This is a genomic window from Achromobacter sp. 413638 (genome assembly GCF_043119405.1).
In the GTDB taxonomy this organism is placed as follows: domain Bacteria; phylum Pseudomonadota; class Gammaproteobacteria; order Burkholderiales; family Burkholderiaceae_B; genus Achromobacter.
This window is the reverse complement of record NZ_JBICCO010000115.1, coordinates 1-19,787: the sequence shown is the minus strand read 5'-3', so window position 1 is coordinate 19,787 and position 19,787 is coordinate 1. Positions and strand designations below refer to the sequence as shown.

Annotated in this window: 18 protein-coding genes; 8 read left to right on the top strand and 10 right to left on the bottom strand. The window is 67.6% G+C overall.

Features of this window, described 5'->3' with window-relative positions:
* The first annotated feature begins 1,397 nt into the window (after positions 1-1,397).
* From rng to ACEU5R_RS29625, 4 genes are all read left to right on the top strand, one after another.
* Positions 1,398-2,861, top strand: coding sequence for a ribonuclease G (gene rng / locus ACEU5R_RS29640; RefSeq protein WP_103273638.1), 1,464 nt, complete (start codon positions 1,398-1,400; stop codon positions 2,859-2,861).
* A 172-nt stretch (positions 2,862-3,033) separates the two neighbouring features.
* Positions 3,034-3,555 (top strand): hypothetical protein, encoded by a 522-nt coding sequence (locus ACEU5R_RS29635; RefSeq protein WP_103273637.1) that lies wholly within the window; start codon positions 3,034-3,036, stop codon positions 3,553-3,555.
* A 56-nt stretch (positions 3,556-3,611) separates the two neighbouring features.
* Complete coding sequence (locus ACEU5R_RS29630) at positions 3,612-4,061, top strand: hypothetical protein (RefSeq protein ID WP_392413376.1); 450 nt, start codon at positions 3,612-3,614, stop codon at positions 4,059-4,061.
* A 215-nt stretch (positions 4,062-4,276) separates the two neighbouring features.
* A complete protein-coding gene (locus ACEU5R_RS29625; RefSeq protein ID WP_103273635.1) occupies positions 4,277-4,978 on the top strand; it encodes a DUF3053 domain-containing protein in 702 nt (233 codons plus the stop codon).
* A 58-nt stretch (positions 4,979-5,036) separates the two neighbouring features.
* On the opposite strand, the gene ACEU5R_RS29620 is transcribed toward ACEU5R_RS29625, so the two are convergent.
* Positions 5,037-6,506 (bottom strand): diguanylate cyclase, encoded by a 1,470-nt coding sequence (locus ACEU5R_RS29620; protein WP_369869670.1) that lies wholly within the window; start codon positions 6,504-6,506, stop codon positions 5,037-5,039.
* Between the two features lie 248 nt (positions 6,507-6,754).
* On the opposite strand from ACEU5R_RS29620, the gene ACEU5R_RS29615 reads away from it, so the two are divergent.
* Positions 6,755-7,900 (top strand): diguanylate cyclase domain-containing protein, encoded by a 1,146-nt coding sequence (locus tag ACEU5R_RS29615; RefSeq protein WP_392413374.1) that lies wholly within the window; start codon positions 6,755-6,757, stop codon positions 7,898-7,900.
* A gap of 18 nt (positions 7,901-7,918) precedes the next feature.
* Here the strand turns inward: ACEU5R_RS29615 and ACEU5R_RS29610 are convergent, their stop codons facing one another.
* From ACEU5R_RS29610 to msbA, 3 genes are all read right to left on the bottom strand, one after another.
* Positions 7,919-8,146, bottom strand: coding sequence for a hypothetical protein (locus tag ACEU5R_RS29610; protein WP_212321533.1), 228 nt, complete (start codon positions 8,144-8,146; stop codon positions 7,919-7,921).
* A 134-nt stretch (positions 8,147-8,280) separates the two neighbouring features.
* Positions 8,281-10,095 carry a monovalent cation:proton antiporter-2 (CPA2) family protein gene (locus ACEU5R_RS29605; protein ID WP_392413373.1) on the bottom strand — a complete coding sequence of 605 codons (1,815 nt, stop codon included), beginning with the start codon at positions 10,093-10,095 and terminating at the stop codon, positions 8,281-8,283.
* A 138-nt stretch (positions 10,096-10,233) separates the two neighbouring features.
* Entirely contained in the window at positions 10,234-12,009 is a 1,776-nt protein-coding gene (msbA, locus tag ACEU5R_RS29600; protein ID WP_103273630.1) for a lipid A export permease/ATP-binding protein MsbA, read from the bottom strand.
* A 101-nt stretch (positions 12,010-12,110) separates the two neighbouring features.
* On the opposite strand from msbA, the gene ACEU5R_RS29595 reads away from it, so the two are divergent.
* The 3 genes from ACEU5R_RS29595 (at position 12,111) to ACEU5R_RS29585 (ending at position 14,280) form a co-directional block, all read left to right on the top strand.
* Positions 12,111-13,082, top strand: a complete 972-nt coding sequence (locus ACEU5R_RS29595; protein WP_392413371.1) for a glycosyltransferase family 9 protein — start codon at positions 12,111-12,113, stop codon at positions 13,080-13,082.
* A gap of 15 nt (positions 13,083-13,097) precedes the next feature.
* On the top strand, positions 13,098-13,862 hold the full coding sequence (locus tag ACEU5R_RS29590) for a YdcF family protein (RefSeq protein ID WP_103273628.1): 765 nt from the start codon (positions 13,098-13,100) through the stop codon (positions 13,860-13,862).
* Positions 13,863-13,998: 136 nt separating this feature from the next.
* Entirely contained in the window at positions 13,999-14,280 is a 282-nt protein-coding gene (locus tag ACEU5R_RS29585) for a YkgJ family cysteine cluster protein (RefSeq protein ID WP_392413370.1), read from the top strand.
* A 76-nt stretch (positions 14,281-14,356) separates the two neighbouring features.
* Here the strand turns inward: ACEU5R_RS29585 and ACEU5R_RS29580 are convergent, their stop codons facing one another.
* The 6 genes from ACEU5R_RS29580 to ACEU5R_RS29555 all read right to left on the bottom strand — a co-directional run.
* Positions 14,357-15,517 (bottom strand): glycosyltransferase family 4 protein, encoded by a 1,161-nt coding sequence (locus tag ACEU5R_RS29580; protein ID WP_392413369.1) that lies wholly within the window; start codon positions 15,515-15,517, stop codon positions 14,357-14,359.
* Positions 15,492-16,217: a polysaccharide deacetylase family protein gene (locus ACEU5R_RS29575; RefSeq protein ID WP_392413368.1), complete on the bottom strand. Its 726-nt coding sequence runs from the start codon at positions 16,215-16,217 to the stop codon at positions 15,492-15,494. Before ACEU5R_RS29575 ends, ACEU5R_RS29580 begins: the two co-directional genes overlap by 26 nt.
* A gap of 16 nt (positions 16,218-16,233) precedes the next feature.
* Positions 16,234-17,349: a glycosyltransferase gene (locus ACEU5R_RS29570; RefSeq protein WP_392413366.1), complete on the bottom strand. Its 1,116-nt coding sequence runs from the start codon at positions 17,347-17,349 to the stop codon at positions 16,234-16,236.
* Complete coding sequence (locus tag ACEU5R_RS29565) at positions 17,346-18,104, bottom strand: glycosyltransferase family 2 protein (protein ID WP_212319122.1); 759 nt, start codon at positions 18,102-18,104, stop codon at positions 17,346-17,348. The genes ACEU5R_RS29570 and ACEU5R_RS29565 overlap by 4 nt, the downstream gene beginning before the upstream one ends.
* Positions 18,101-18,958 (bottom strand): polysaccharide deacetylase family protein, encoded by an 858-nt coding sequence (locus ACEU5R_RS29560; RefSeq protein ID WP_392413364.1) that lies wholly within the window; start codon positions 18,956-18,958, stop codon positions 18,101-18,103. The genes ACEU5R_RS29565 and ACEU5R_RS29560 overlap by 4 nt, the downstream gene beginning before the upstream one ends.
* Positions 18,955-19,787 (bottom strand): glycosyltransferase family 4 protein (locus tag ACEU5R_RS29555; RefSeq protein WP_392413362.1); only part of this gene is annotated, 833 nt, incomplete at its 5' end. The genes ACEU5R_RS29555 and ACEU5R_RS29560, both read right to left, overlap by 4 nt.

The following is a 19,787-nucleotide window of genomic DNA, read 5'->3' as shown; positions in this document are numbered from 1 at the left end:
CCAGGTCTTTCAACCCGCTTTCGCGTCACTGCTGTCTCAGCAGCAGAGAAACGAGATTATGAAGAAGTTTTTATCGCTTGTCAAGTCAGCGTCGCGTTTAATTTCGCTTCACCCACTTGACGGCGACCCCTTCAGGTCTCGTCGGAAAACCCTTTCGGACCTCCCTCTTAGCAGCTATCGAAACATCAGGGTATTCCCTAACTTTTCGGCAACTGCCAAGCCCGAAACTATAACACAACTTTTGCAGATTATGCAACCGGCTTTTGCCTAATTTGCATCCTATCTTGCAACCCTGCTTTTTGGTCGCTTGCGCTTTCGCTCAAACTTCCCATTCGCAGCTTCGATTCAATTTACATCGCATCGAAGGTTGGCTACACCTCGGTTGGCTTGTCATCTTGCTCAGACCACCCGTCCGGGTTAACCCTGAATCAACACCACCAGCCAAGCCCAAGACTATAACACAATTTTTGCAGTCTGTGCAACTGGCTTCTGCCTGATTTGCACCGAACCTTGCAATAACCTCCTGGCGCTCAACGTCCCGAAGAACCTCGTTTGCCGCTGCGGCAGATCGTTGGAAAAACCAACAACCCGTTGCGTCCTGCTTGGCTTCGCGGTTCAGAAAACTGCTTGAACTGCGAAGGAGCGAGACTATAGCACAGAAATTTCGCTTGTCACACGGCGGTCGTAAAAAAGATGTTGGATGCCGAGCGCCGGACGCAATCTGCGGTGAGATCGCTCCAGTCACTGGTGTGACGCGGCCAGCCTGCGTAGAGATGGATCTGGCCTTGCCTCGCTCCTGCCCCATTGCCCAGGGGTTTTGACGCCAGCCTCGCTTCTGACGCCGCAAGGCCAAGTAGTGCCAAGGACGCATTCATCGCGACCAGACAGCCGAACTGGCCCAACCTGTTTATCCCTATATGTATAGGGCACGACGACACCCTATATATAGAAGGCCGCGCCACCTACTCCCCTTGTCAGGATCAAAACGGACCGATCGCCCCCGTTTTCAGTACGACAGCACCAATACGGCCAGGTACGAGCAGGCACATTCAACTTTCACCCGCCCTACCACCATCCCGTTTTCGCGGAGCGCGAATCAGAGGCCGCCCCTTCTCCCTTCTCCCTTCTCCCTTCTCCCTTCTCCCTTCTCCCTTCTCCCTTCTCCCTTCTCCCTTCTCCCTTCTCCCATCCCCCCTCTCCCTCCAACGCGCCCCTCTGTGCAAAACAGGATTCGAACACCTGCCCCCAGCCACCATTCCGTGCCACCCGCCCCCCAGCTTCGTCAACGAGAACGCCCCGTCTCGACTTGCCTGCCCCGGCGGTACGTTTACTATTCGCCTTGTAAGCCGCCCACCCAACTCAATGGAGACGACCGCCCCATGCCCACTGCCACCGCAATGAGCGAAGACATCCTGATCAATGTCACCCCGTTCGAGACCCGCGTCGCGCTGGTCGAGCAGGGAGCGGTGCAGGAACTGCATGTCGAGCGCAGCATCCAGCGCGGCCATGTAGGCAATATTTACCTGGGCCGTGTGGTCCGCGTGCTGCCGGGCATGCAAAGCGCATTCATCGACATCGGGCTGGAACGCGCGGCATTCATCCATATCGCAGACCTGCGGGAGAACCGGGGCGAGCGCAGCCAGGGGCTGCCGCCCACGCCGATCGAAAAACTGCTGTTCGAAGGACAGACCATCATGGTCCAGGTGGTCAAGGACCCCCTGGGCACCAAGGGCGCGCGGCTGTCCACGCAGATCAGCATGGCCGGCCGCATGCTGGTCTATCTGCCGCATGATCCGCATATCGGCATTTCCCAGAAGATCGATTCCGAGACCGAGCGCACGCAGCTGCGCGAACGCTTGCAGGCGTTGATGCCCGAAGGGGAGAAAGGCGGCTTCATCGTCCGCACCCAGGCCGAAGGCGCCAACGACGACGAACTGAACGCGGACGTGGCCTATCTGCGCAAGCTGTGGACCAGCGTGCAGGCGCTGGCGCGCACGCAGCCCGCCCCCGCCCTGCTGCACCAGGACCTGACGCTGGCGCAGCGCGTGCTGCGCGACATGGTCGGTCCGAACACCGGCACCATCCTGGTGGACTCGCGCACCACCACCGCGTCCATGCTGGAATGGGCGCGCACCTATACGCCGTCGGTGGTGGAGCGGGTGCGTCACTACAGCGGCGAACGCCCGCTGTTCGATACCGCGAACGTGGACGAGGAAATCGCGCGCGCGCTGTCGCGGCGCGTGGACCTGAAGTCCGGCGGCTACCTGATCATCGACCAGACCGAGGCGCTGACCACGGTCGACGTGAACACGGGCGGATTCGTCGGCGGCCGGAATTTCGACGACACCATCTTCAAGACGAACCTGGAGGCCGCGCAAGCCATCGCGCGCCAGCTGCGGCTGCGCAATCTGGGCGGCATCGTGATCCTGGACTTCATCGACATGGAAGAGCAGGAGCACCGCGACACCGTGCTGGCCGAGCTGAAGAAGGCGCTTTCACGCGACCGCACCCGCATGACCGTCAACGGCTTCACACAGCTGGGCCTGGTGGAGATGACGCGCAAGCGGACCCGCGATTCGCTGGCGCACCAGCTCTGCGAACCCTGCCCCATGTGCGAGGCGCGCGGCAACGTGCGCACGCCGCGCACGGTCTGCTACGAGATCCTGCGCGAAATCCTGCGCGAGGCGCGGCAGTTCAATCCCAAGGAGTTCCGCATCCTCGCCTCGCAGGAAGTGGTGGATCTCTTCCTGGAAGAGGAAAGCCAGCACCTGGCCATGCTGGGAGATTTCGTGGGCAAGCGCGTGTCGCTGGAAGTGGAAAGCACGTATACGCAAGAGAAGTACGACATCATCCTGGTTTGACATACGGCCCGACGGGTTGCCCGGCTCCGCCTACCGAATCCGGAACCCGGTTGCTGTCCGCACAGCGTCGGCGGGCAGGGCAAGACACCGCACGCCGCACGCCGACGAACCGGCATCTGCCTCAAGCACCGAGCACATGCCCCACCCGCGAACACCGCCACAGGAATCACCGATGAACCTACCCTCGCCCGTTATCGCCGCCCATCCGCCGTCCCGCCCGCGCGCGCGCTGGCACGGCGTCCTGGCCCTGTGCTTCGGCGCGGTCGCCGCCGGCGTCTTCTACTATTTCCTGCGCGGCACCGGCTCGCGCGCGCCGCTCGCCCTGATCCTGAACGGCAACACCGAGGCCGGCGCCGCCAAGCTCGCGGCCTATGCTTTCATCGCCGGCGGCATTCAGTCCTTCCTGATGCGGCTCAGTCCCAGGCTGGGTTTCATGGCCCTGCTCTGCAGCACGCTGACCCTGCTCGGCGTGCTGGTCGCCTGGAATCTCCTGCCGCGCATCGCCGACGGCCTGCCCTATGCCGGCGCGGCGCTCGGCTGGCTGGCGCTGGCCGGCCTCACTTATGCGGGCTGGCGTCGAGGCGCCCATCGGGCCGACCTGGGCCGCGCGGGCGCCACCGCCTCGCTGGCCATCAGCGTGCTGGCCCTGTTGCTGGCGGTCTGGGTGCTGGTGCTGCGCCCGCTGGTTTTCTGAATCCCGCACCGCCCGGCGCGCGGGTGGCCCTCCCACGACAAGGAACACAGATCCTGATGAAATTCGACGATGCATCCTGGCACTACGAGGGCGATTATCCCGCCGACCTGCCTGAATCCGCCGCCGCCACCCACATCGGCATGTTCCTGGCCTGGGCGTTGTTGCACGGCATGGCGGGCGAGGAGCTGATCGACGATTCGGCCGAGGCGCTGGCCGCTTTGCAACGCCGGGAATTGACGGGCGCCCAGTTCCTGATCACCGAGCTGGACGAAAAACTGATCGATGAAGATCTGAATGCCGAGGGCGCCGCCTTCGCCCTGGCGTACTACGTGGGCGACGATCACGACAGCCGCTACATCGACGACTACTTCGCCGCCTTCTCGGTGAACGAAGCCTCGCTCTACAGCGTGCCGGACACCTGGGAACACTACGAACGGCTGGCCCCGGCCATTGATGCGCGCTACGCCCGCTGGGTCCGTGAAGGACGGCCGCAATTCGTGGTCTAGGGCCCGTCCAGGCACCCCGCTAAGCGCGCGCCGCGCGCACGTAGCAGCAAACGACGCGCGAATCACATCGTTCTGTGACCGAGTTGTTTCATTCCACTTCGTTTGCAAACAAGTCTTAAACCTGTGGCAGGCGCCGGGAGCAGTCGATAAGCTCCCGGCGCTTGGCGTTGCTGCCCGGCGGCTCGCCCGATATCCCGCAACACAGGAGCTTTTCCATGAAATTCCTTTTCCGCCCGATCGTCGCCCTGGCCCTGGCGCTGCCCTTGCTGCTCGCCGCCTGCGGCGACAAGGAACCCGAGCAACGCGCCGCGTTCACGCAATTCCTGCAGACCCGCATCATCGACAAACCCGGCGTGCGCGTGCCGCAGCTGACGGCGGAAGAAAAGAAGTCCTTCGGCGACTACGCCGCGCACTACGCCGTGATCACGGATTTCAACTCGGGCATGGACGCATCGGTCAAGCCGCTGAACAGCCTGATGCAAAAGGGCGGCATGCGTACACTGAGCGACATCGTCGCTCGCCGCGACGACCTGAAGACGGTGCAGACGGCGCTCAATGACATGGGCACGGCGCTGAAGGAGCAGCAAGGCAAGGCCGACGCCGCCCGCGCGCAGCTCAAGCAGCCCGACGACCTGAAGGCCGTCTATGCCAAGGCCTATGAAAAGACCGTGACGCTGCCGGCCGACACCTTCCGCAGCGTGCTGCCGCAGATCAACGCCACTTTCGACAGCAGCCTGAAGATCGCCGACTACGTCGCCCAGCACCAGAAGGAAATCCAGATCTCCGGCTCGACCGTCCAGGTCAGCGATCCGGCCGTTCAGAAGGAATTGAACACGATGCTGCAAGACCTGAACACCCAGGCGCGCAACGTGCAGCAGGCCCACACCCGCCTGCAGGCCGTGATGCTGGGCCGCTGAGCCCTTGCCTGAAGCGCGCCGCCTTGCGGGCGGCGCGCGCTACCGGCACGCCGGCGCCTTACCGTCCGGCCATGAACACGCGGTTGCGGCCGGCTTCCTTGGCGCGATAGACCGCCGCGTCCGCGGCTTCGACCAGGCTGGCCGCCGCCTGCCCTGGCTCGGGCAGCGCCGACGCCACCCCGATGCTCAGCGTGACGATGCCCCCGCCATTGTCCTGGTGCGGCAGCCGCAAGGCGGCGACCGACTTGCGCAGGCGTTCAGCGATGGCGAGGGCCTGCCGCCCTTCCGTGCGCGGCAGCAACAGCACGAACTCTTCCCCGCCATAGCGCGCCGCCAGGTCGCGCGGCCGCCGGGCCTTCTGGCGGATGGCCTGGGCCAGCCGCCGCAACAGCGCGTCACCTTCCTGATGCCCATAGCGGTCGTTGTAGCGCTTGAAATGGTCCGCATCCACGAACAGCAGGGACAGCGGCGCGCGCTCGCGCAGCGCGCTTTGCCACTCGCGCTCAAGCACCTCGTCGAACAGCCTGCGATTGGATATGCCCGTCAGGCCATCGGTATGCGCCTGCGCCTCCAGCCTGCGCTCGACCTCGCCGCGCCGCGCCATTTCCCGGCGATACAGCAGCATCAGCGCCAGCATCGCCGCCGACAGGGCGATGGTGACGGGTACGATCAGCATCGCCCGGCGCACCCAGGGCTGCAGCACCTCGTCCACGGCCAACGCCACGGCGACCACCACGGGCGTGCCTTCCACACTGTCGAATGTATAGAGGCGACGCACGCCGTCTGGCGACAGCATGCCGACAAAGGCGCCCTCCCGCCGGATCAGGAACTGCTGGAAGGCCGGCGACATGGCAAGGTCGTCGCCCAGGTCGCTCATGGAATACGGGTCGCGCGCCAGCACCGCGCCGTCGTTGCGGAACACGGTGATGACGTCGCGCTCGCCGATCGACAGGCCCGCAAAGCGATCGCGAAAATACGCCAGGCGCAGCGTGCCCACGACCACGCCGGCGAAGCTGCCATCGGGATTGGACAGCCGCCGGCTGACCGCCAGGCTCTCGTCGCCGCCGCGCAGGCGGCTGCGGTAGGGGCGGCTGAGGTACATGCCCACGTCGTCGGCATCGCGATGGACCCGGAAGAAATCGCGATCGGCGAAGCTGGTAAGCGGCGGTGCGATGGAGGCGGAGTCGTAGCGGACCAGGCCGTCGCTGTCCAGCACCAGGATGGTGCCCAGGTACTCGGCCGAGGCGGAACGATCGAACAGGAAGCGATGCAGCGTCTGCGGCGCCAGCAAGGCCACGCCCGGCTCGTGCAACCGTTCGATCACGCCCTGCAAGGACAGGTCGTAGACGTGGAGCGTGCGGCCGATGGCGCCGGCCAGCCCGTCGGCCAGATTGCGCGACGCGACATAGGCCGCGTCCCAGGTGCCGCGCCGGTCGACCCACAGCAAGGCCGCCGCGGCCACGCAGATGCCCACCGCGACCAGCGCGGCCAAGGTGTACAAGGCGCGGTGCACATAGCCGTGGGGCATCAAGACGGCGCTCCTTCGCGGCGGCCGAGGGCCGGATTCATATCCTGTAAAGCAGCAGCCAGATAATGCCGGGCCATGTGCAGCCGCGCAAGCAGCGGCTGCATACGGTGTAAACACACCGTGAATACATGACGCGGGCACTTGCCGTATGATGCGCCCGCGGCCGTCCCCGGCTACCATGGCGCAATCCGGCCGCGCGCGTGGACCGAGCCGAATTGAACCGGACCCGCGGCCGCCTCCGAGACACCATGGAAAAAAAGGATCGGATCTACAGCTTGCCGGCATGGCGCCTGACGAAATGGCTGGTCAAGCCCGGCCGCAACGTGCCCGCCGATATCCAGATCGCTCTGCTGGGCGGCCTGTTCGGCTCCCTGCCGATCTTCTTCGGCGGCATCATCAATACGCTGATGGTCGCCGCGCTGATCACCTTGCGCCGCCCCGAGCCGCCCTTCCTGCTGTGGCTGGCGCTGGAAACGCTGGTCTGCGCCTCGCGCATCGTGGTGCTGACCTCGGCCCGCCGGGCGGCGCTCGCCGGCAAGCCCACGCACACGGACCTGTACGTGGTGCTGGCGCTCTGCTGGGCGCTGAGCGTGGGCTACGGCACCTTCATCAGCCTGCTCAGCGGCGACTGGATCGCCGCCACGCTGGCATGCCTGTCGGCCGCGTCGATGGTCGGCGGCATCTGCGTGCGCAACTTCGGCGCGCCGCGCCTGTCGGCGGCGATGGTCGCACTGAGCATCGGCCCCTGCGCGCTGGGCGCGCTGTTCACCCACGAGTCCATCCTGTGGCTGGTGCTGGTGCAGGTGCCCTTGTACATGACGTCCATGTCCATGGCCTCGTACCGGCTGAACGACATGCTGGTGTCCACCATGCTCGCCCGGCGCGAGAACGAGCTGCATGCCCGCCAGGATTCGCTGACCGGCCTGCTCAACCGTCACGGCCTGTTCGGCGCGCTGGACATCGCCGTCCGCAACGCCGGCCACGGACAGGCGGAATATGCGGTGCTGTATCTGGACCTGGACGGCTTCAAGGCCGTCAACGACACCTACGGCCACGCGGTGGGCGATACGTTGCTGACCCAGGTATCCGCACGCCTGGTCGCGCTCAAGCCGGCGGACGCGGTGGCCGCGCGCATCGGCGGCGACGAATTCGTGCTGCTGGCCGGCCGCTTGTCCGAGGCCGAAGCGCGCGAACTGGGCGAACGCATCATTGCCTCGGTTTCCCTGCCCTACGATCTGGACCAGGACAAGCCGGTGAGCATCGGCGGCAGCGTCGGCATCGCCTTGATTCCGCGCCACGGCGCCGACAGGGCCTCGGTGCTGCACGCGGCCGACCGGGCCCTGTACCTGGCGAAGTCGGCCGGCAAGAGCCGCACGGCGATGGCCCAGCCCTGACGCCGGCCGGCCGCCGAATCAGGACACGGCGGCGGCGATGCGGAACGGAAAGCCCTTGGCGCCACGCGCCTTGTCCGTTTCACGGTGGGCGCCGATGGCCCAGGCCGGCCCGCCCGCCCCCGTGTGCGATACCAGCTCGCGCATCGCCTGCGCTGAAAATCCGCAGCGCAGCACGGCGGCCTGTCGGCGGGCAAGCTCGAAACCGATGGCTTGCGGCGGCGTGGTGATGCGATCTGATTGCAGCATGGCGGCCTCCTGGCGGCGGGCTCTTCGGAATGAAGAACCGACCGGCCCAATCTAACTCAGCAGGCGCGGCTTGCGCGTGAAATGAAGCGAAAATAAATGCAAAGATCGCTTTACATAGATGCCGCGAATGCTTGTCACACGGACGTGCTGCGCGCGGCCTCGTGACTGTCCGGCGCCTCCCGGTCCGGCTGGTCGTTCCGGCCGTCGGCCGGGCTGCTCATGTTGCCGTACAGCAGGGAACGGCCGGCGAACAGGCCGCCGGCCACTTCCAGCTCGAAGCGCTCGGCGTCGCGCCGACGCACGTCGGCCATCGCTTCCTCGGCCTCGTCCGCCGGCACCCCGGCCTCGCGCAGGGCGGCTTCACCGAAGGCCAGGGCCGACTCCAGGGTTTCACGCACCTGGAAGTCCACGCCCTCCTTCACCAGCGCCAGCGCATGAATGCGGTCGTAGGCGCGCACCACCAGCTTGACCAGGGGGAATTCCGACTTGATCAGCTTGACCGTATGGTTGACGGCCTTGGGATCGTCGATGCAGACCAGGATCAGCTTGGCGGTCCCGGCGCCGGCGGTGCGCAGCATGTCCACGCGGGTTCCGTCCCCGTAATAGACTTTCACGCCCCATTTGGCGGCGGCCCGGATGGCGTCCGTGTCGGTGTCAAGGATGGACACCTTGATGCCGCGCGCCAGCATGGCCTGGGTGACGATCTGGCCGAACCGCCCGAAACCGATGATGAGCGCGCAGCCGTCCAGGTCGCGCGCCACGTCCACCCCGTCCATGGACGGCGCCGGCTTGGGCAGCAACCAGCGCAGCGCCAGCACGCACAGCGGGGTCAGCGCCATGGAAATGATGACCACGGCGGTCAGCACGGCCGCGAGATGGGCGTCGAAAATGCCGACCGCGGCGGCCGCGCCGTACAGCACGAAGGCGAACTCGCCGCCCTGGGCCAACAGCGCGGCGCGGGTCAGCGCCTCGCCATGGGAGGCGCGCAACGCGCGGGCGACGGCATAGACGCCGATGGACTTGACCGCCATGAAGATCAGCACCGCCGCCAGGATCAACGGCCATTCGCGCGCCACCGCGGACAGATCCAGCGACATGCCCACGCCCAGGAAGAACAGGCCCAGCAGAATGCCCCGGAACGGTTCGACCTCGGCCTCCAGCTGATGCCGGAAAGTGGATTCAGACAGCAGCACGCCGGCCAGGAATGCGCCCATCGCGGTGGACAGGCCGCCCAGCTCCATCAGCAAGGCCGAGCCCAGCACCACCAGCAGCGCCGCCGCCGTCATGACCTCGCGCGCGCGGGCGGCGGCCAGCAGGCGGAACAGCGGATTGAGCAGCCATCGGCCAGCCGCCAGCAGCGCCAGCACGCAACCCAGCGCGATGGCGGCCTGGGTCCAGGGATCGCCGCGCTCGCCGGCGCCGGCGGGCGCCAGCAGCGCGGCCAATGCCAGCAGCGGCACGATGGCCAGGTCCTCGAGCAGCAGGATGGAAACGATGCGCTGGCCCTGGGCGCTGGCGGTCTCGTCGCGCTCGGCCAGGATCTGCATGACGATGGCGGTGGAGGACAGCACGAAGCCCATGGCCGCCATGAACGCGGCCGGCGCCGACAGCCCGGCCAGCAGGCCGACCCCGGTCAGCAGCGCGCCGCAGGCCAGCACCTGGGCCACGCCCAGGCCGAAGATCTCTCCGCGCAGCTTCCACAGCCGCGAGGGCTGCATCTCCAGCCCGATGATGAACAGGAACATCACCACGCCCAGCTCGGCGACGTGCAGGATGGACTTGGGATCGGAAAAGAAACCGATGCCGAACGGGCCGATCGCCAGGCCGGCCGCCAGATACCCCAGCACCGACCCCAGCCCCAGCCGCTTGAACAGCGGCACCGCGACCACCGCCGCGCCCAGCAGCACGACGACGTTGACGAGTTGATTGCCTTCGGCGGGCACGGACATGAGGCTTCTCCTGGTTCGGGCAGCCCTCAGTCGGGCATCTAGAGCATCGATCGCCACCCATCGGGATGCCGCGGAGCCGGCCTTGCCGGTCCGCAGGCATGCGCCGCGAGGGGCAGCGCGCAAGCGCTTCGGGGAGGGCTAGTCCTCGCGGAACTGCATCTTGTAGAGCGATGCGTACAGGCCATTGGCCGCCAGCAACTCGGAATGGGCGCCCTGCTCGACGATCCTGCCGGCGTCCAGCACGATGATACGGTCGGCGTTCTGCACGGTGGACAGGCGGTGCGCGATGACCAGCGTGGTGCGACCGCGCATCAGGCGTTCCAGCGAGGCTTGAACCTGACGCTCGGACTCGTTGTCCAGGGCCGAGGTGGCCTCGTCCAGGATCAGGATGGGCGCGTTCTTGATCAGGGCGCGCGCGATCGCCAGGCGCTGGCGCTGGCCGCCGGACAGGCGCGCGGCGTTCTCGCCCACCTGGGTCTGCAGGCCGTTGGGCAGGCCCTCGACGAATTCCAGCAGGTTGGCGGCGGCGAGCGCGTCGCGGACCTGCTGCTCGCTCGCCTCGCCCAGCGCGCCGTAGCCGACGTTGGCGGCGATGGTGTCGTCGAACAGCACCACGTCCTGGCTGACCAGCGACAGATGCGAGCGCAGGCTGCGCAGCGTCAGGTCGTTGACGGGCACGTCGTCGACCAGGATGGTTCCGGTCTCGGCCAGCACGAAGCGCGGCAGCATGTTCACCAGCGTGGTCTTGCCGCTGCCCGAGCGGCCCACCAGCGCCACGGTCTGGCCGGGCTCGACGGTGAAGGACACGTCGTGCAGCGTGTCGCGGTCGGCGTCGGGGAAGCGATGGCCGACGCCTCGGAATTCCACGCGGCCGCGCACCGGCTCGGGCAGCGTGCGCGTGCCCTGGTCGATTTCCGGCTTCTGGTCGATCAGCGTGAACACGCTTTCGGCGGACACCAGCATCTTCTGCATGCGGGCGGCGACGTTGGTCAGGCGCTTGATGGGATCGAAAATCTGCGCCAGGGCGGCCATGAACGAGGCGAAGCTGCCCACGGTCAGGGAACCGCTATTGGCCTGGCTGAGGGCGACGGCGATCACCGCGCCCACAGAAATCGAAATGCAGACCTGGGTCAGCGGCGTCAGCGCGGCGTCGGCCGTGGTCGTGCGCATGGCGAAGCGGCGCAGCTTGCCGCTGACGAAGGCGAAGCGGCCGCGCTCGACCTCATAGCCGTCGAACAGCTTGATGACGCGCTGGCCGTCGATGCCCTCGCTGACCACCCGGGTCAGCTCGGCATTCATGTTGACCGTGTCGCGGTTGATGCTGCGCAGGCGCTTGATGAACACGCGGGCGACCAGCACCGACACCGGCAGCATGATCAGGATGATCAGGGTCAGCACCCACGACATGTACAGCAGCACGCAGATAAGCGCGATCACGACCAGGGTTTCGCGCACCAGCACGGAAATCACATCGGTGGCGTAGCCGGTGACGTTGCCGGCGTCGATGGTGAAGCGGTTCAGCAGGCGGCCGGTGTCGCCGGTCTTGAAGTCGGCGTCGGGCAGCCCCAGCAGACGTTCGAACATGTCGCGGCGCATGCCCAGCAACACGTTGTTGGCCACCCAGGCCAGCAGGTAGTCGCTGAAGAAATTGCAGACCCCGCGCACAAAGATCAGTCCCACCACCGCCAGCGGCAAGGACCAGACATAATGCGGCTTGACGCCGGAAAAGCCCTCGTCGAGCAGCGGTTTCATGATGACCGCCAGCGTGGGTTGGGTGGCCGCCGCGCCCGCCATCAGCAGGATGGCAAGCACCAGGCCCTTCCAGTAGGCGCCCACGCGCTTGTAGATCCGCCCCCAGAGTTCGGCTTTGACAGGCTCGGAGCCCAAGGTCGCTTTGCGTGCGGCAGAATTCAAAGGAATCACTCGCTTCAATACAATTATGCGGTGGATTGTACCGGCTGCGCGCCGCCGTCCGCCCCCTGTCCCGTCCTTGACCTGCGCCCCGGCGCCCGCCCATGTCCGAATTCAGCTGTCTGTATGTCCGCCTGCCCAACTGGGTTGGCGATGTCTGCATGAGCCTGCCCAGCCTGCGCGCCCTGCAGGCGGCCGGCCTGCCCCTGGTGATCTGCGCCCGCCCGTGGGCGCGGGACCTGCTGGAAGGCATCGACAAGCAGGATTTCATCGCGATGCGAGGCAAGGTCGGACCCGACCGGGCCGCCGTCAGCGCCCACCGCCGCGCGCTGGGCGCCGACGGCAGGCGCGCCCGGGGCCTGCTGCTGCCCGACTCGCTGTCCAGCGCCCTGGTGTTCCGGCTGGCGGGCCTGCCGTCGGCCGGCTACCGGGACGACGGCCGCAGCCTGCTGCTGCGCTGGCCGGTGGACAAGCCGGACGCATCCCTGCACGCCGTCGAATCCTGGCACTACCTGACCCGCGCCGCGCTCACGCGCTGGGGACTGCCCGCCGGACCGGCCCAACCCGCCCCGACGCTGGACCTGCCGCTCACGCCCGCCCACGAGCGGGCGGCCGACGAGGCCCTGGCCGCCGCCGGGCTGGCAGGCAAGCGCTTCGTCCTGATCGCGCCCACCGCCACCGGCCTGCACAAGGGCAAGGTCAAAGTCTGGCCAGGATTCGATACACTTACCCGCGGCTTGCAGAATCAGGGCCATACCGTGGTAATGTGCCCTCCTCCCGCGGAAACGGACGAGGCCCGGCGCAATGCGCCGACCGCCCAGTTGCTGCCGCCGCTGTCGCTCGGCGCCTTCGCCGCCCTGACCGCGCGGTCGGCCCTGGTGATCTGCAACGATTCCGGCGTCTCGCACGTGGCCGCCGCAGCGTCCGCACGGCAGCTCACGCTGTTCGGCGTCACCCGGCCCGGCCGCACCGGCCCCTGGTCGCCGCGCGCGGTCTGCGTGGGCGCCGAAGACGCATGGCCGCCGGAGGATGAAGTCGAACGGCAGGCCAGGCGCCTGCTGGACGGCCAGCAGTAACCGGATTGTTTAGACATGACCTTTTCCAGCTATCTGACCAACCTCATCATTCCATTCAACCTGTGCATGACGCTGGTCGTCATCGGCCTGGTGCTGGGCCTGTTCCGGCTGCGCAAGACCGGCGGCGCGCTGATCGTCGCGGGCCTGCTATGGGCGCTGGCCTGGTCGCTGCCGGTAACCTCGGTCTGGCTGGGCGGAGCGCTGGAAAGCCGCTATCCCCACCTGTCGCCCGAGCAATCCCCGACCGCCGACGCGATCGTGGTGCTGGGCGGCAACACGGCCAACGGCCGCGCCAACTGGTTCCTGCCTTATGAAAAAGACAAGGCCGTGGTGCGGATCGACATCGCCGCCCAGCTCTACCTGGCCGGCCGCGCGCCCAAGGTGCTGCTGTCGGGCGGCGCGCTGGAAGGCGACGTCAGCGAAGCCCGCGGCATGGCCCACGCCATCCGCCAGCAGGGCGTGCCGGAAACGGCGCTGATCCTGGAGAACTCCAGCCGCACCACCTACGAGAACGCCGCCATGACCGAGGACCAGCTCAAGGCCCGCGGCATCGGCAAGATCCTGCTGGTGACCTCCGCGCTGCACATGCCGCGCGCCATGGCCGCCTTCGCCAAGCAGGGCGTGGTCGCCATCGCCGCGCCGGCGCCGCCGCAGATCGTGCCGCCCACCGACGGCTCGCTGTCGCTGTGGGTGCCCGACCAGCGCACGTTCGACGCCAGCCGCTCCATCATCAAGGAATACGCGGGCCTGTTCGTCTACTGGCTGCGCGGCTGGGTGTAGGTCCACCCCCGAAGCGCCTGCGGCGCTTCCCCCTCAAGGGGGCGCCGCTGCGGACCGGCGGAGCCGGCTCCGCGCGGCCCGGGTCGCGGTGGTTGCTGGCGTGGACCAGGGTTGCTGGCGTGGATAAATAAGATCTATGAATGTGCATTTGCAGGGGCAGGACTGCCGGCCTGGTTGTGGGGCCTGTTGTACTGCGCCGTCGATTTCCAGTCCGATCCCTGGCATGCCGGATGGCAAGCCGGCCGGCGTGCGCTGTGTGCAGTTGCTGGCGGATGAGCGCTGCGGGATTTTCGGGCAGCCCGAGCGGCCGGCCGTCTGCAGCGGGCTGCGGCCGTCGGCCGAGATGTGCGGGGGCAGTCGGGAGCAGGCGATGCATTGGCTCAGCTGGCTGGAGCGGGAAACTTCCGTGTCCACTTGAACCAATGCCGGGCCTGGTCGCCACGGACGACGGCAAGAAGAAAACGGGGCTGCCAGAGCCCCGTTTTGCATAGGGTTCAGGCCGTGGCCTGCTCCCGTTCGCGCAGCACCTGCGCATAGAGATTCTCATAGCGCGCCGCCACCGCTTCCCAACTCTGCTCGCGCGCGATGGCCAGGCCGCGCTCGGCCAGCGAGGCGCGCAGTTCGGGTTCCGAACCAAGCCGCTCCAGCGCCTGCGCCAGCTGCGCGCCGTTGCGCGGATCCTGCAGGATCAGCGCGTCCTTGCCCGCCGACAGATACTGCGCGAAGCCGCAGTAGGCGGGCGAGCTGACCACCACCGGCAGGCCATGCGACATGGCTTCCAGCGGCGCCATGCCGTAGCTGTCGTTCAGCGTGGGATGGGCGTAGATGTCGGCCGCGCTGAAATACTGGGCGACCTCGGGGGTGGGTTCGATCAGGGCGACCCGGTGCGCGATGGCGCCGGCGCCGCGCACGCGTTCGCGCGTGGCTTCGTCGGCCCCGACCACCAGCAGCCGGTAGTGCGCGGGCAGCTGCGCCAAGGCGTCCAGCAGCGCCGGCAACCCCTTGCGCAGCGGGTTGCGCGCCACCAGCAGGCAACCGATGGTGTCGGCGTCCCAGCCCAGCCGGTCGCGCACGGCCTGGCGCTGGGCGGCGTCGGCGGCCGAGGGCAGCTTGACGCCGGGCGCGATGATGTCCACGGCCAGGCCCGGACCGTAGCTGCGGTGCAGCTGGTCCATGATCAGCCCGGACACGGCCACCACGCGGCGCTCGGGCGCCGGACGCACGCGCGATTTCTCGAGCAGCAGGTAGGTCGCCAGCCGGGGGCTGAGCCAGGCGGTCAGCCGCTTGAGCGGCTTGGCGCGGGTCAGGCGGTTGTAGCGCACCGGCGTCACGTGCATGACCTGGATCTCGCCGGCCCAGCCGTTCATGTGCGAATGCACGATGTCGAACCGGCCGCGCGTGAGCCGGTCGGCGCGCCATGCGAAATACAGCACGCGCATCCAACTGGGCAGCCAGCCGGGGAAACGGATGGGCAGGAAGGGGAAAGGCAGGTCGCTGTCGAAGTCGCGCGCCACGATCTCGATGTCATGGCGCTGCCCCAGCACCCGCATCAACTCGACGCCATAGGCCTCGGCGCCGCCGAAGCGGTTGCCGAAACGGTCGACGAGCAGCGCGATGCGCAGCCGCCGTTCAACCGCGCCGGCGGGAGTCTTCATACCGGGTCAGGCACTTCTGCAGGAAGCGGAGGATGCCGGTCGAACGCGATACCGTCACGCGCGGCAGGCCGAAGACATCGTCATCGGCGCCGGCGCGGCCGCGCACGGTCAGCGTGGCGTTGTCGTAGCCGGCCTCGCGCGCCATGTCGCGGTGTTCCTGCTGCTGCTCGCCATACGGATAGCAGAAGGCCGTGACCGGCGCGCCCAGCGCCTGTTCGAGTTCGTCCTTGGACTGGACGATCTGGCGGCGCGCCTCGTCGGGCGGCAGCGCGGGCAGATGGACGTGGTCCAGCGTATGCGAGCCGACTTCGTTGCCGGCCTGGGCCCAGGCGCGCATCTCGCTCACGGACATGAGCGGCGCGTGCGGAATGCCCACGTGCTTGTCCCAGACGTTGCCGCCATCGAACTGGTGCGAGACGAAGTAATTGGTGGCGGTGAAACCCAGTTCGCTCAGCACCGGCGTGACGTTCTCGAAAACGTTGCGGAAACCGTCATCGAACGTGATGCCGAACACCTTGCCCTGGCGCTCGCCGCGCACATAGGGCATGACGTCGCGCATGGACAGGCCGCGATAACCCAGCCGGCGCATCCAGCGCATCTGGCGGGTGAAGTCGGACGGGTGCACCGTCAGGCCGCGAAACGGCGTGCCCTTGGGATTGGGCTCGCCGATCTGGTGGTACATGAGAATGGGGATACGCATGGACCGGATTATAAGGTCAGCGTCCAGCCAGCGTACGCTGGTAGACGTCCAGCGTGGCGGCGGCGAAACGGTGCAGGTTGAAGTCGCGCAGCGCTGTTTCCCGGGCGTTGCGGCCCATCTGCCGGACCATTTCCGGCTGGTCCAGCATCAGCCGCAGCCTGGCGGTCATGGCCGGCACGTCGCGCACCGGCACGATCCAGCCGTCCACGCCGTCGGTCACGTTCTCGGGCAGGCCGCCGGCGTCGCTGACCAGGGCCGGCAGGCCCAGGCCCATGATCTCGCGGCAGGCGAAGGACAGCGCCTCGCGGTACGACAGCACGAAACCCGCATGGCAGGACGCCAGCGAGGCGCGCACATCGTCCAGCAGGCCCGGAAAGCGCACCTGGTCGATCATGCCCAGCTCGCGCACGCGCGCCAGCTTCGCCTCGGACGGCGGATCGCCGGCCACCATCAGCAGCACCCGCGCCTTGTCCTCGGGCGGCAGCGCGGCCACGGCGGCCACCAGGTCCAGCCAGCCCTTGTCGTAGTCGGTGCCGCCGGCGCTGCCCAGCAGCAGCTTGCCGCGCCATTCCGGCCCGAAGATCAGCTCGCGCAGCTTGTCCAGGCTGTCGGGCGGCGGCGGCGCGAAGAAATTCGTGTCGATGCCGTGGCGGATGGTGGTGATGGGGCGCCGGCCGTAAGGCGACGCCGCCATGATGCCGTGGATGTAGTCGCTGACGGCGATGCCGTGGTCGGTGGCCAGCGCCACCCGCAGCTTGTGGCCGAAGCTGGTCAGCGGATGGTCGTTGTGCTTGGTGAAGACGATGCGCGGGCGGCGCGCCATGGCCAGCGTGGCCAGCATCACCTGCTTGTGGTCGGCCGAGCCGTTGGCGTGGATGATGTCGAAGCCGCCGCGCTTGATCAGCCGGCGCAGCCGGGCCCGGTCGCCGAACCAGGACGAGGGGCGCGTGGTGTAGCGTATGTCCTCGACCGTGACGCCGGGAATCGCCTTGGCGTAGCGGTACAGACGGCTGGTGGACGGCGCCGCCACGGTGATCTGGTGTTCGCGCGACAGCGCCCGCGCCAGGTTGATGATGTAGGTGACGTGCCCGCCGCCGTTGCCGCCGTGGAAGTTCGTGTAGAGGATCTTCACTGCTTGTTCTTCTCGGCCAGGAACATCAGCTTCGAATAGCGGTAGAAGCTGCCCGACGCGGCGGTGACGGCCAGCACCAGGCCGTGGCGGCCGTCCAGGAAGCCCCGGCGGATCAGGTAGATCCGCACGAAGGTCCAGAAGCTGTGCCCCAGCGCGCCGAAGATCGAGGTGCGCCGGCCCTTGGCGTACATCGACGCGGCGGCGTCCGACGAATAGCGGTTGATCTTGTTGATCAGAGCGTCCAGCGTGTCGTAGGGAAAATGGTGGAAATGGCCCTTGAGCTGCAACGGGCGCTTGCCGTCGTTCGGCACCACGCGCTCATGCACGTAGGCGTCGTTGAAGCGCGCCGTGCCGCGCTTGAACAGGCGCACCACGTAGTCGGGCCACCAGCCGCTGTGGCGGATGTCGCGGCCGCAGAAATTGGACAGGCGCGGCATTTCATAGACATCGCCGCGCGGCGCCTTGAGCGTTTCCTGGATCTCGCGCGCCAGTTCGGGCGTGACCAGTTCGTCGGCGTCGATGGACAGCACCCAGTCGCCGGTCGCCAGGTCCACGGCGCGATTCTTCTGCGGCCCGAAACCGGGCCAGTCGCTCGTCACTTCCACGCGCGCGCCCAGCGCGCGGGCCAGCTCGACCGTGCCGTCGGTGCTGCCGGAGTCCACCACGATGAATTCGTCGGCGAAGTCCACGGACTTGAGGCATTTGGCGATGTTGGCCGCCTCGTTCTTGGTGATGATGATGACCGATAGCTTCATCCGCGATTCCTAAGACGCTTTTTCCAGGCTTTCCAGGCGTGGTAGCGCGGACCCCAGAACGGGTCGCGCGACAGCCAGATGCGCCGGTTGAGCCAGGAGCCGCCGCGATTGCGCACCGCGAAGCGGTAGATGTGCTCGGGATCCGCGCCGGGCGTGTTCTGGCCGAAAGGGTCGGTAGTGTACAGGTGCCGGAAGCCGGCCTCGCGCGCCGCCGCCACGTAGTCGGCGTCGAAATAACCCTGCGGCCAGCACAGGTGGTCGCTGACGCTGCCCAGGCGGCCGGCCAGCGCCTCGCGCGACAGCCGCAGCTCGTCGGCGATGCGGGCGCGCTTGGCCTGGACGTCGCCGGCGCATTCCTTGTCCCAGCGCGTGTGCGTGTGGGTATGGGAATGGAATTCGAACGTGCCGGCGGCGCGCATGGCTTCGATCTCGCTCCAGCGCAGCATGACCTCGTCGGCGCGGCCGGCGGCGACCAGCTGCTTGCAGGCGTCGTGGTCCGGCGTGGCGGGCAGCGGGCCGCCCTGCCCCGCATGCGGCCGGACGGGGCCGTCGCCGATCCAGCCGGTGATGATGAACAGGACGGCGCGCATGCCGTGGCGCGCCAGCACCGGATGCGCGTGGACCCAGTTGTTCAGGTAGCCGTCATCGAAGGTGATCAGCACCGAACGCTCGGGCACGGGCGCGCCGGCCAGGTAGGCGGCGAACTGATCGGCCGACAGCGACTGGTAGCCGGCGCGCGCCAGGCGCGCGATCTGGTCCTCGAACACGTCCGGCGTGGCGGCGATCATGCCGCCGGCCGGCGTCACGTGGTGGTACATCAGCACCGGCACGTTGGGCGCGCTGCGCGAGCTCATTTGCCGCGCTCCGCCAGCCACTTGCCGTAGACCGCCTCGGTGTTCTCGGCCAACCGCGACGGCGAGAACACGCCCTCGTCCCAGACCAGCTTGCGGCCGGCCTCGCCCATGGCGCGGCGCAGTGCCGGATCGTCGATCAATCGCGTCAGCGCGGCGGCCAGCGCCGCCGGATCCTTGGGCGGCACCAGGATGCCGGTCTCGCCGTCGCGGAACATCTCGGACACGCCGCCCACGTCCGTGCCGACCACGGGCAGGCCGCTGGCCTGCGCCTCGACGTAGACGGTGCCGGACGCTTCCTGCTGGGTAGCCAGCGCGAACAGGTCGAAACCGGCCAGCAGGTTGGGCACGTCGCGCCGCATGCCCATCAGGTGGATGCGGTCCTGCAGGCCCAGTTGCGCCACGTATTCCTGGGTCTGCTCGAATACCGGCGAGCCGCCCCCGACGAACACCAGGTGCAGCTTGGGACGGCTGGCCATCAGCGGAGCGATCGCGTCGATCAGGTCCTTGTGGCCCTTGGTGGCGCGCATCACGGCCACACAGCCGACCACCACGTCGTCCTGGGCCAGGCCCAGCTCGCCGCGCAGCGTGGAATGCTCCACGGGCGGCGGCAGCACGATGGGCGAGTACACGGTGGCCACGCGATCCGGCGGCACGCCGCGATCGATCAGGTGCTGGCGCACGTGGTCGCTGACGGTGGTGACGCAGTGCGGCAGCCGGGTATAGGACCACAGCGAGCCGACCTTGTTGGACAGATGCCGCGTGCGCACGATCAGCGGCGTGGGGGGCCGCCCGCCCCCCCCCCCCCCCGCCCCCCAAGTCCGCCCCCCCC

What these genes read in the sequence shown, in the direction of transcription:
- rng (WP_103273638.1), top strand. Translation starts at nt 1,398, where the DNA reads ATGAGCGAAGACATCCTGATCAATGTCACCCCGTTCGAGACCCGCGTC.
- ACEU5R_RS29635 (WP_103273637.1), top strand. Translation starts at nt 3,034, where the DNA reads ATGAACCTACCCTCGCCCGTTATCGCCGCCCATCCGCCGTCCCGCCCG.
- ACEU5R_RS29630 (WP_392413376.1), top strand. Translation starts at nt 3,612, where the DNA reads ATGAAATTCGACGATGCATCCTGGCACTACGAGGGCGATTATCCCGCC.
- ACEU5R_RS29625 (WP_103273635.1), top strand. Translation starts at nt 4,277, where the DNA reads ATGAAATTCCTTTTCCGCCCGATCGTCGCCCTGGCCCTGGCGCTGCCC.
- ACEU5R_RS29620 (WP_369869670.1), bottom strand. Translation starts at nt 6,506, where the DNA reads ATGCCCCACGGCTATGTGCACCGCGCCTTGTACACCTTGGCCGCGCTG.
- ACEU5R_RS29615 (WP_392413374.1), top strand. Translation starts at nt 6,755, where the DNA reads ATGGAAAAAAAGGATCGGATCTACAGCTTGCCGGCATGGCGCCTGACG.
- ACEU5R_RS29610 (WP_212321533.1), bottom strand. Translation starts at nt 8,146, where the DNA reads ATGCTGCAATCAGATCGCATCACCACGCCGCCGCAAGCCATCGGTTTC.
- ACEU5R_RS29605 (WP_392413373.1), bottom strand. Translation starts at nt 10,095, where the DNA reads ATGTCCGTGCCCGCCGAAGGCAATCAACTCGTCAACGTCGTCGTGCTG.
- ACEU5R_RS29595 (WP_392413371.1), top strand. Translation starts at nt 12,111, where the DNA reads ATGTCCGAATTCAGCTGTCTGTATGTCCGCCTGCCCAACTGGGTTGGC.
- ACEU5R_RS29590 (WP_103273628.1), top strand. Translation starts at nt 13,098, where the DNA reads ATGACCTTTTCCAGCTATCTGACCAACCTCATCATTCCATTCAACCTG.
- ACEU5R_RS29585 (WP_392413370.1), top strand. Translation starts at nt 13,999, where the DNA reads ATGAATGTGCATTTGCAGGGGCAGGACTGCCGGCCTGGTTGTGGGGCC.
- ACEU5R_RS29580 (WP_392413369.1), bottom strand. Translation starts at nt 15,517, where the DNA reads ATGAAGACTCCCGCCGGCGCGGTTGAACGGCGGCTGCGCATCGCGCTG.
- ACEU5R_RS29575 (WP_392413368.1), bottom strand. Translation starts at nt 16,217, where the DNA reads ATGCGTATCCCCATTCTCATGTACCACCAGATCGGCGAGCCCAATCCC.
- ACEU5R_RS29565 (WP_212319122.1), bottom strand. Translation starts at nt 18,104, where the DNA reads ATGAAGCTATCGGTCATCATCATCACCAAGAACGAGGCGGCCAACATC.
- ACEU5R_RS29560 (WP_392413364.1), bottom strand. Translation starts at nt 18,958, where the DNA reads ATGAGCTCGCGCAGCGCGCCCAACGTGCCGGTGCTGATGTACCACCAC.